This window comes from Pseudoalteromonas sp. SWN29 (assembly GCF_015864465.1).
Taxonomy (GTDB): Bacteria; Pseudomonadota; Gammaproteobacteria; order Enterobacterales; family Alteromonadaceae; genus Pseudoalteromonas.
The window spans coordinates 82,378-92,536 of record NZ_JADYXE010000012.1 but is presented as its reverse complement, the minus strand read 5'-3'; the positions used below and the strand labels follow the sequence as shown (position 1 = coordinate 92,536).

General features: G+C 40.2%; 11 protein-coding genes. 5 read left to right on the top strand and 6 right to left on the bottom strand.

Annotated features, from left to right (window positions below; genetic code table 11):
- Positions 1-356 precede the first annotated feature (356 nt).
- Genes I6F53_RS06715 through gpmM form a run of 4 tightly spaced genes read right to left on the bottom strand, consistent with a single transcriptional unit; the run spans position 357 to position 5,157 of the window.
- Positions 357-1,118 (bottom strand): divergent polysaccharide deacetylase family protein, encoded by a 762-nt coding sequence (locus I6F53_RS06715; protein WP_197178024.1) that lies wholly within the window; start codon positions 1,116-1,118, stop codon positions 357-359.
- A 50-nt stretch (positions 1,119-1,168) separates the two neighbouring features.
- Entirely contained in the window at positions 1,169-2,434 is a 1,266-nt protein-coding gene (locus tag I6F53_RS06710; protein ID WP_197178023.1) for a S41 family peptidase, read from the bottom strand.
- A gap of 35 nt (positions 2,435-2,469) precedes the next feature.
- Complete coding sequence (locus tag I6F53_RS06705; RefSeq protein ID WP_197238980.1) at positions 2,470-3,609, bottom strand: murein hydrolase activator EnvC family protein; 1,140 nt, start codon at positions 3,607-3,609, stop codon at positions 2,470-2,472.
- A gap of 3 nt (positions 3,610-3,612) precedes the next feature.
- A complete protein-coding gene (gene gpmM / locus I6F53_RS06700; protein WP_197238978.1) occupies positions 3,613-5,157 on the bottom strand; it encodes a 2,3-bisphosphoglycerate-independent phosphoglycerate mutase in 1,545 nt (514 codons plus the stop codon).
- Positions 5,158-5,437: 280 nt separating this feature from the next.
- Between gpmM and I6F53_RS06695 the strand changes: the two genes are divergently transcribed.
- Genes I6F53_RS06695 through gpsA form a run of 4 tightly spaced genes read left to right on the top strand, consistent with a single transcriptional unit; the run spans position 5,438 to position 7,689 of the window.
- On the top strand, positions 5,438-5,869 hold the full coding sequence (locus tag I6F53_RS06695; protein WP_007376037.1) for a rhodanese-like domain-containing protein: 432 nt from the start codon (positions 5,438-5,440) through the stop codon (positions 5,867-5,869).
- Between the two features lie 31 nt (positions 5,870-5,900).
- Positions 5,901-6,158, top strand: coding sequence for a glutaredoxin 3 (gene grxC, locus I6F53_RS06690; RefSeq protein ID WP_165740928.1), 258 nt, complete (start codon positions 5,901-5,903; stop codon positions 6,156-6,158).
- Between the two features lie 34 nt (positions 6,159-6,192).
- Complete coding sequence (secB, locus tag I6F53_RS06685; protein ID WP_166420933.1) at positions 6,193-6,678, top strand: protein-export chaperone SecB; 486 nt, start codon at positions 6,193-6,195, stop codon at positions 6,676-6,678.
- A gap of 3 nt (positions 6,679-6,681) precedes the next feature.
- The gene (gpsA, locus tag I6F53_RS06680; RefSeq protein WP_007582822.1) at positions 6,682-7,689 is read left to right on the top strand and encodes an NAD(P)H-dependent glycerol-3-phosphate dehydrogenase; all 1,008 of its coding nucleotides are present in this window, start codon (positions 6,682-6,684) and stop codon (positions 7,687-7,689) included.
- A 69-nt stretch (positions 7,690-7,758) separates the two neighbouring features.
- On the opposite strand, the gene trmL is transcribed toward gpsA, so the two are convergent.
- Positions 7,759-8,223, bottom strand: a complete 465-nt coding sequence (trmL, locus tag I6F53_RS06675) for a tRNA (uridine(34)/cytosine(34)/5-carboxymethylaminomethyluridine(34)-2'-O)-methyltransferase TrmL (protein WP_007582820.1) — start codon at positions 8,221-8,223, stop codon at positions 7,759-7,761.
- Between the two features lie 160 nt (positions 8,224-8,383).
- Between trmL and I6F53_RS06670 the strand changes: the two genes are divergently transcribed.
- Positions 8,384-9,250 (top strand): cation diffusion facilitator family transporter, encoded by an 867-nt coding sequence (locus I6F53_RS06670; protein ID WP_197238981.1) that lies wholly within the window; start codon positions 8,384-8,386, stop codon positions 9,248-9,250.
- Here I6F53_RS06670 and I6F53_RS06665 read toward each other — a convergent pair.
- Positions 9,210-10,157 carry an alpha/beta fold hydrolase gene (locus tag I6F53_RS06665; protein ID WP_197238977.1) on the bottom strand — a complete coding sequence of 316 codons (948 nt, stop codon included), beginning with the start codon at positions 10,155-10,157 and terminating at the stop codon, positions 9,210-9,212. The two genes, I6F53_RS06670 and I6F53_RS06665, sit on opposite strands and share 41 nt — an antisense overlap.
- Positions 10,158-10,159 lie beyond the last annotated feature (2 nt).

The window sequence follows — 10,159 nt, the reverse complement described above, 5'->3', positions numbered from 1 at the left end:
ATAGTGGTTTGGCGATTACTATCAGATCAAATTCAGAGCATGTTTTCAAGTTTTATTCCTTAAGATCCAACCTATGAATGGGTATTAAGTTATATCCAAAAATAATAGTAGGAACTGCATAGAAGGTATTTATTATTGCTATGATACTCGCAATTGAGCCCACAAATGAAATAGGTTGATTCCTTGCTTCAGCAATAATTGTTTTTAACAATTGATATCCCTAAATTATGGTTTGAGGTTACAAGCTTTAATAGCTGAGGTGCAGCTAGTGTTTTTATTATGAATAATTATATCATTTAATAGTTTAAATTATATTAACTTAAATACCTCACGACTAAGTCTGGACACTCATCATCTCATCGAGCACTAATCCCTTTACCCTCAGCCTGCGCTAACTGAATGTATTTACGCTCAACCAGCTGCGAAACCGGCACGAGCTCAAAACCTTGCTTAGTTAGCTCGGGTAAGGCATGACGTAAAAATTCGATTGTTTCTGGGTAGGGGTGAGCAATTGCAATAGCAGAATTATGGATGGTGGCTAGTTGTTTTAATTCTTCAAGCCTTAGCTGCAGTTGTTCTGGTGTAGTTATATTATCTAAAAACACTTGGCGACTAATATTGGCAACACCTAAAAAGTTAGCAGCATTTTGTGCTTGGCTTAAATCGGTTGTGCGGCTATCTAAAAAATATAAATGGCGCTTTTTAAGCACTTCCATTGTCCACTTCATAGCTTGGCTTTGCTGCGTAAGTGCTGAGCCCATGTGGTTATTAACGCCTTTAACTTGCGGCAAACTGGCGAGAGCTGTTCCTAAAGTTTGCTGAAGCTGCTCTTTATTCATATTTAAAGTGAGCGCGCCTGGTCCTAGTTCTTTACCGTTAAGTGCCTGCATAGGTACATGGAGTAATAGTTCTTTATTTGATTGACTGGCAAGCGTTGCAAAAATTTGCGAATAAGGGGTATGGGGCAAAATTGAATACGACAATTGCCCTGGTAAGGAAAGGAACTCTAAGTCCCGTTGATGATAGCCTATGTCGTCTATCACTATTGCTATTTGCTTAGCGCTAATTGTTGCTGAGCTAAAACAAATAGCTAATATTAGCCATTTTATTATTTTCACGTTTATAGTTTTTATTATCTTTTTAGCTTTATTTATACAGCTTATACAAGCTATTGCATGCTGAGTAATTGTTTTGCTTTAACTAACTGTAAATCGGCTAAGTTACTCGTGAGTAATTGCGCGTTACTGTTAATTTGCTCACTTTTTATTATAACGGCTTTATTACTTTGTGAAAGGGTTGTTTGATTAACAGCCACATCTGGGGTTACTCCTATCCCATCAATCGACTTTCCTAGCGGCGTAAAATATTTAGCAGTAGTGAGCTTTAATGCAGTATTGCCATCACCGAGTGGGATTAGCGATTGCACCGATCCTTTCCCAAAAGATTGGCTGCCAACAACGGTTGCTCGTTTATTATCTTTAAGGGCTGCGGCTAGTATTTCTGCTGCTGAGGCAGAGTTTTCATTTATAAGTACAACAATGGGGGCATTTTTTAGAATGTCGCCACGTTTAGCGTAAAAAGCTTGGTTTGCATCGTAAAAGCGTCCTTTGGTGGTTACAATAGTACCGCTTTGTAAAAATAGATCTGATACTGCCACTGCACTTTGTAATGTACCGCCAGGGTTGTCGCGTAAATCAATGACTAAGCCTTTAAGTGGGTAACCAAAATGACTTTGTAGGGCGGCCACTTGCAGAGCAACCTCATGTAAGGTGTGGTTAGAAAAACTATTAATAGCTATATAACCCGTACCAAAATCTAACAGTTCGCTTGTTACGCTTTCGAGGTTTATTTGGCGGCGTGCAACATGAAACGTAATTGCATTTTTATTGTTACCGCGATTTATAATTAGATCTATATTTGCAAATTTACTTTCTCGTATTAATGTTGCTACTTCATCGATTGTACGGTTTTGAGCTGTGTGGTTGTTTACACTTACAATAATATCGCCAGGCAGAATACCTGCTGCTTTTGCGGGGGAATTATCAACCACATTAACAATAGTCATATTCTCGTCGATATTTTTAACTTCAATACCAATGCCTGTATAGCGCCCGTTTGTGTTATCAAATAATGAGGTTAATTCGTGTTCATTTAAGTATTTAGAGTAAGAATCGAGCTTTGAATATAAGCGCTCAAACTGTTGGTTATTATATTTAATGTGGTGGCTATTTTGTAAGGTGAGATCTTCAACGTAGTAGGCGTGAATATTAAAAAGTATTTCGTCGATTTGCTGTCTTTTAAGATCTTTAATCGAGCTTGCTAATACACTGCTAGTAAAGGTGATTAAGATTAGTAATACAAGTAAATACAGGCTTATATATAAGCCTGTATTTTTTTGATTGATGGTATTTATTACGTTTTTTTTAGTTGTCATCAGCTGCTCCTAATGCGGTGCAGCGGTTTATTCAATTAAATGCGTCTGCACCATTTTACAGGATTTACTGCGCGTCCTTTGTGGCGTATTTCAAAGTATAGACCAGAAGTAGCTTGTCCGCCGCTTTGGCCAACTAGGGCTAATGTTTCACCTTCACGTACCATATCGCCTACATCTCTTAGTAGTGTTTGAGCGTGGCCATATAGGCTCATAAAACCTTCACCATGATCTACAACAATTACCCAACCATAGCCCTTTAGCCAATCGGCGAATACAACTTGACCGTTATGGACGCTATTAATATTAGTGCCTTCTTTTGCACCAATTAATACGCCTTTCCAATCAATACCACCATGTTTACGTTGGCCGAATGTGTGCTCTAACTTGCCTTTGCTCGGCCAGTCTAATTTGCCTTTGCTTTTATTTAGGCCGAGTAATTCAATTTTTTGTGTTTTTTCTTTTTCGAGTTCTTCAATCGTTGTTACTAACGTTTGTTGGTTTTCTTTTAAATAGTTTATTGAGCTTTTGGTGCTGTTGAGCTGAGCTTGTAAGTTTTTAAGATTAGCTTGGCGTTCACTTTGTGCATTAAGCAATGCAGTTTGACGTCTTTTTTGCTCATCAAATAAAAGCGCTAGTTTTTCTTGTGTTTTAACAAGCTCTTCTTGGTTTTGTACTATTTGCTGTTGAAGGTCTTTTAGATCTTCAATTTGTTCAATACGGGCTTTATTTAAGTAGTTGTAATAACTAAGTGTGCGCTCAAATTTTGCAGTGTCTTCTTGATTTAACAGCATTTTAGAGTAGTCGTCGCCACCGGCCATATAGGCGCTTTTAAGCTGCGCGGCTAAAATTTTCTGAAATTGAGTGCGCTTTTTATCGAGCTCATCGGCTTTATTTTGTAGCTCTTTTTGCTGTGTTTTAGTTTCTTTTACTGATTGCTCTGCCATGTTAAGTGCTTTGGCATTTTTAGCTATATCGAGTTCATGACTTTTGAGGTTTTTTTGGAGTTTAGCTATTTTTTTTCTTTGCGCGTTATATTCAGCTTGGCTTTGCTCAAGTGCATTTTGAACTTCTGATAAGTCTTTTTTAGTACGATCTTCATTAGCAACTGCAGATGCAGTCACTAATGAAGTGAGTATTAAACCGCACTTAATTAACCGGCTAATACGTCTATTCATGCGTTATTTCAACATCATGATAGGCGTGCCAGTCATTTCATTTGGTTGCTCCATGCCCATTAAGTGAAGCATTGTAGGGGCTACATCGCTTAATGCTTTACCTTGCATTGGTTCTGCATCGCGACCCACATAAATAAAATGTACAGGTTCGCTAGTGTGAGCTGTATGGGCTTGGCCTGTTTTAAGGTCTGCCATTTGCTCTGCATTACCATGATCAGCTGTTATTAGTGCTTCACCACCAAACTCTTCAAGTGCATCAACAACGCGGCCAATACAGCTATCTACCGCTTCACAGGCTTTAACTGCAGCGTCAAACACGCCAGAGTGACCAACCATATCGCCGTTAGGGTAGTTACAAATAATAGCATCGTATTTACCGCTTTTAATTGCAGCTACTAACTTGTCGGTCAGCATTTCTGAGTTCATTTCAGGTTGTAAGTCGTAAGTTGCAACTTGCGGCGAAGGAATTAGTTCGCGTGTTTCGCCTTCAAATTCGCTTTCGCGCCCGCCACTAAAGAAAAACGTAACGTGTGCGTATTTTTCGGTTTCTGAAATACGAAGCTGTGTTTTGTTATTTTTTTCAAACCACTCACCAAGTACATTTACTAACGGTGTTGAACCAAAGGCAATAGGTGCATCTATATCAGCTGCGTATTCTGTCATCATTACAAATGCGCTAAGCTTTGGTGTTCTTTTTCTTGCGAATCCATCAAAGTCAGGCTCAACAAAAGCGCGAGTAATTTCGCGGGCTCTATCTGCTCTAAAGTTGGCAAAAATTAGAGTGTCGCCATCGTTAATTGCGGCTGGCTCTGCACCTGTTGGTATAATAGTTGTAGCAGCTAGGAACTCATCGTTTTCGTCGCGCTCGTATGCTGCATTAAGTGCCTCTACGCCGTTATCAAAATTAAAGTCGCCTTCGGCTAGCGCTATTACATTGTAAGCTTTTTCTACTCGGTTCCAGCGGTTGTCTCTGTCCATTGCGTAATAACGGCCAATAAGTGACGCTAAACGACCGCATTTAAGTTCGCTAAACAATGCTTCAATACGTTCGATTGATGCTTTAGCGCTACGTGGAGGTGTGTCGCGGCCATCTAAAAAGCCATGAAAGTAAACTTCTTTAGCGCCACGTTTTGCAGCCAGTTTTATACTAGCAACAATGTGATCTTCGTGACTATGTACGCCACCTGGGCTTAAAAGTCCCATTATGTGAACGGCTTTGTCTGCTTTTACGGCTTTATCTATGTTTTCAACTAAGGCTGGTGTTGAATCAAATTCGCCATCGTTAATTGCTTTGGTGATACGAGTAAAATCTTGATAAACGATGCGCCCAGCACCTAAGTTTACATGGCCAACTTCAGAGTTACCCATTTGGCCATCAGGAAGACCCACATCTAAACCCGAAGCTGATATTAATGTGTGAGGGCGTGTTGCCCATAAATTGTCTAATACCGGTGTGTTAGCTGCAAGAATAGCATTGCTCTGCGTATCTTCGCGGTATCCCCAACCGTCTAAAATCATTAATACCAGTGGTTTTTTATGCTCTGTCATAATAGCTCCTGAAAATTAGTATCTGTTGATGGATACTGTGCACCTAAAAAGGTTTATTAGCGTAGTTTTAGCATACCGTGTTTTTAAGCTAGGATCAGCATTGAAAACAAGATATTAATTTTTTTCACTTACTTTATATATGGGAGGCTTTATCGTTTTTTAAACGTTTCTAAGTGCTCCTAAACTCGCATTTTAGGTTGGTTTGGGTATACTTGCGTGGCTAAAGTACAAAATCCTTAAAACATCACGTTTTAAAACATAATTTCATAGTGGAAGTAGAATGGATCAATATATTGAATTTATTACAAATCATCCCATTTTAAGCCTTGCTTGGGTTGGTATTGTTTTCCTTATTGTTAGTGGCTGGATAAAAAGTAAGTTTTCAGCTGTTCGTCAAATAAATCCTCAGCAGCTTACGTTACTTATTAACCGTGATGACGGCCAAGTAATCGATATACGTGCGCAAAAAGAGTTTAATGCAGGGCGTATTTCTGGCGCTGAGCACTTAAGCCCAGAGAATGCGAAAAAATCTGACTTTTCAAGCCTTGAAAAGTACAAGACTAAACCCATTATAGTTGTATGTACTACAGGTATGACTGCCCAAGGTACTGCAGCCGCTATGAGTAAAGCTGGTTTTGAACGAGTTTACTTATTAGCAGGTGGCATGGGTGCGTGGCAATCTGCCAGCTTACCAACTACAACAGGTCGCTAATCAGTTTAGCTAGGCCGATAGAGGATTTATTATGAGTAATGTTGTTTTATACACCAAGGCGTATTGTCCATTTTGTCAGCGTGCTCTTTCGCTTTTAAATAGCAAAGGCGTTGAATACACTAATTATGATATTGGTGTACAACCAGAGCTACGTGCTGAAATGATTACTAAAGCTGGTGGCGCAAGCACAGTACCGCAAATTTTTATTAATGATGAACATATCGGTGGCTGCGACGACATGATGGCTATTGAAGCGCAAGGTAAACTTGACGCTAAGTTAAACGCTTAATTTAATTATAATAACGAACAAGTTAGGAATAACAATGAACGAAGAAAATCAAAACGTAGCAGCTGCAGAAGCCGGTGCACAATTTACTATTCAACGTATTTACACTAAAGATGTATCGTTTGAAACGCCAAACTCTCCGGCCATTTTTCAAAAAGAATGGACGCCAGAAGTTAAGCTAGACTTAGATACACGCTCTAACAAACTAGACGAAGGTGTATTTGAAGTTGTTTTAGCACTAACTGTAACTGCTTCTCTTGGTGAAGAAACTGCGTTCTTATGTGAAATTCAACAAGCAGGTATTTTTACTATTGCTGAAGTTGAAGAAGTGCAACTTGCACACATGCTTGGTGCATTTTGTCCTAACGTGTTGTTCCCATATGCACGTGAAGCTGTTTCAAATCTTGTTAACCGTGGTACTTTTCCACAGCTTAACCTTGCGCCAGTTAACTTTGACGCACTGTTTGCACAATACATGCAACAACGTACTGCGCAAGCTGACCAGGTTACAGCAGACGCATAACCTATGAGTACAGCAACTACAGCTGTTACTGTATTAGGGGCGGGGTCTTATGGCACCGCCCTTGCTATTTGTTTAGCCCGAAATGGTCACCACGTGACACTTTGGGGAAGAAATAGCGACGACGTTGCCACGCTTGCAGCTGAGCGGAAAAATCAACGTTACTTACCTGATGCTCCTTTCCCAGACACTCTTACTCTTGAAGCTAACTTACAACATGCCGTTGCTAGCAGCGCTATTGTACTTGTTGTTGTACCAAGCCATGCTTTTGGCGACACACTTGCGCAGATTAAACCAGCATTGCAAGACGGTGCTAAAGTTGCGTGGGCAACGAAAGGGCTCGAGCCTAATACTGGACGTTTGTTACAAGAAGTGGCTTTACAAGAGTTAGGTGACGATATTCCGCTTGCGGTACTGTCGGGTCCTACATTTGCAAAAGAAATGGCAATGGGTTCACCTACAGCTATTTCAGTGTCTTCTACGTCACCAGAGTTTGCTCAGCAGCTCGCTGATTTACTTCATTGTGGTCGCTCATTCCGTGTTTATAACAATGATGATTTTATTGGTATACAGCTTGGTGGCGCGGTTAAGAATGTAATTGCCATTGGTGCCGGTATTTCGGACGGTGTTGGTTTTGGTGCTAATGCGCGTACTGCGTTGATCACTCGTGGTCTTGCTGAATTAACGCGATTAGGCTGTGCTTTGGGCGCAAAACCAGAAACTTTTATGGGAATGGCGGGTCTTGGTGATTTAATACTCACCTGTACCGACAACCAATCTCGTAATCGTCGATTTGGTTTAGCACTAGGTAAAGGCGAAAGCGTCGATGCTGCTATTGAGTCTATTGGCCAAGTAGTTGAAGGCTTTAGAAATACCAAAGAAGTGTATTTATTAGCGCAGCGTAGCGGTGTAGAAATGCCGATTACCGAGCAAATTTATAAAGTGCTTTATGAAAATAAAGATATGAAAGAAGCAGCAATGGCGCTATTAGGCCGAGAGCAACGTTCTGAATAATTTTATAAGCGTTTATAAAACTAAAAAACCGACGTTATGTCGGTTTTTTGTTGTTTAGCTCAAAGCTATTTACTGCGCGTTAGGAAAACCCAACTGGCGCCAAGACTCGTAGACAAACACAGCTACTGCGTTTGACAAGTTCATGCTGCGGCTATTGGCTTGCATAGGAATACGCACACGCTGCTCTTTTGGCAGTGCTTGGATCATATCGTCAGGCAAGCCGCGAGTCTCTGGGCCAAATACCAAGCAGTCACCCGCTTCGTAACTTGCTTCATGGTGAAACTGACTACCTTTGGTTGTACATGCATATATTTTTTTAGGCTTGCACTTCTCAAGGTAATCTTCAAAAGAAGCATGGCGTTGAACATGGCTAAATTCGTGGTAATCAAGGCCAGCACGCTTTACTCGTTTGTCGTCCCATTCAAAACCTAACGGCTCAATTAAATGCAGTGCATAGCCCGTATTTGCGCACAGACGAATAATATTACCTGTATTAGGTGGGATTTCAGGTTGGTATAAAACAATATCCAGCATAGTGAGCCTTTTAAATAATCTGTAGTTTAACGATTTTCAGTATACACGAAACCCTTCAAAAAAATGATATACTCACACTATTGAGTACTCCTAATTATCGGATTAAAACGTGCATAACCGTAGCTACGAATTTTGGGTTAAAACTTCCAGCATTGTTACCATGGTAATGGTTAGTTTAATGATTGGCGCAAAAACATGGGCGTGGCTTGCTTCGGGGTCGGCCTCAATGCTTGGCTCGTTAACTGATTCGTTAATGGATATAACAGCTACCGCTATGAGCCTTTTAGTTTTAGGTTACGCACTGCGCCCAGCAGATGACGATCACCGATTTGGACACGGTAAAGCCGAAGCACTTGCAGGACTTGGACAAGCCGCGTTTATTGCAGGCTCAGGTTGCTTACTTGCTTTTCATGGTATTGAGCGGTTATTTAATCCTATACAGTTAAGCCATTCTTTATTAGGTGTATGGGTAAGTATTTTTGCTATTGCGTGTACGCTGGTAATTGTATTTGTGCAAAACAAGGTGGTTAAGTATACCGATTCAATTGCAATTAAAGCCGACTCGGTACATTACAAAGGCGACTTAATATTAAATGCCGCTGTGCTATTAGCTATTTTATTAGCTTATTATGGTGTGTTGTATGCCGATCCTGTTTTTGCGATAGGTGTAGCGGGTTATTTACTTTATAACAGTTGGGATATTGCTCGCGATAGCGCCGATCACTTAATGGATAAAGAACTGCCAGATGATGAAAAGCAAAGCATATTTGATATAGCCAGAGCCCATGCAGATGTATACGGCGTGCATGATATTCGTACTCGCCAAGGCGGAAAAGTTAAGTTTATCCAAATGCACTTAGAGCTTGATGATCATTTAAGTTTAATACGTGCTCATAACGTAGCTGATGAAGTGGAGTCAATGCTTAAAGAACGTTTTGAATCTGAGGTAGATATACTGATCCACCTCGACCCTTTATCGGTACTTGCTAAGCCGTCACCGACTCACAAAACTGATACAAACTTTTAAGCAATGGCTGGCGTATTTCATCACGTTCAAAAAACAGTTCGTGTTTAGCGCCTTCAAAGCTTTTAAGTACTGTATTTGCGTGTCTGTTTGCTAATTTATATTGGGCATTGTTATCGACTACTTCGTCGTTTTGCGCACTGGCAATATAAAGTGGAATAGTCACGCTTAAGCTATCCATCGAAGTTATAAATGCAAACGTTGCATTTAACCAGCCGTAAGTAACACCGCCCAGCTGTAGTAATGGCTCTTCTTGATATGTTTGCCTAAATAACTCGTAACGCACTGGACTGCTGGTTAATACATTTGTAGCAAACTCATCAGGTATATAATCGGTTTGCCCTAGCGCGTAGTTGTCTTTTTGACCCAAAAGGGTAGCGGTACTGGCTATTAATTTAGCTAAAGGTTTTGGTGTGTTTTTTGTGTAAATATCAAGCATAGGGGCTGATAAAAACGCGCCACTAAAATTGTGTTCAAAATGCGCAAGGTAATCAAATGCAATAGCGCCGCCCATTGAATGACTCACTAATACTTTTTTGCCCTGCCAATAAGTATCCACAACTTGTTTATTAAATAAGTTTAGATCGGCACTGTAATCGTTAAATTGGTTAACGTGGCCTTTATGCTTATTTATTAAGTGGCGATAAGAGCGGCCTTGTCCTTGGTGATCGGCTATGAACACGGCAAAATTATTGTTATAAAGCTCCCACAACAACTCTTTATATTTATCTAACCCTTCAAGGCGCCCCGAACTGATAACAATGGCAGTTTGAGCTTTTTCAGGTATGGCATAAGCATAAAATAATTCCCCGTTAGGCGTATCTAAATAAGCTTTAATTAGCGTGTTTTTATAAAAGTTATTAATTGTTATTTGATTACTTTTAAGCTCACGCTCACTACTATAAAACATGG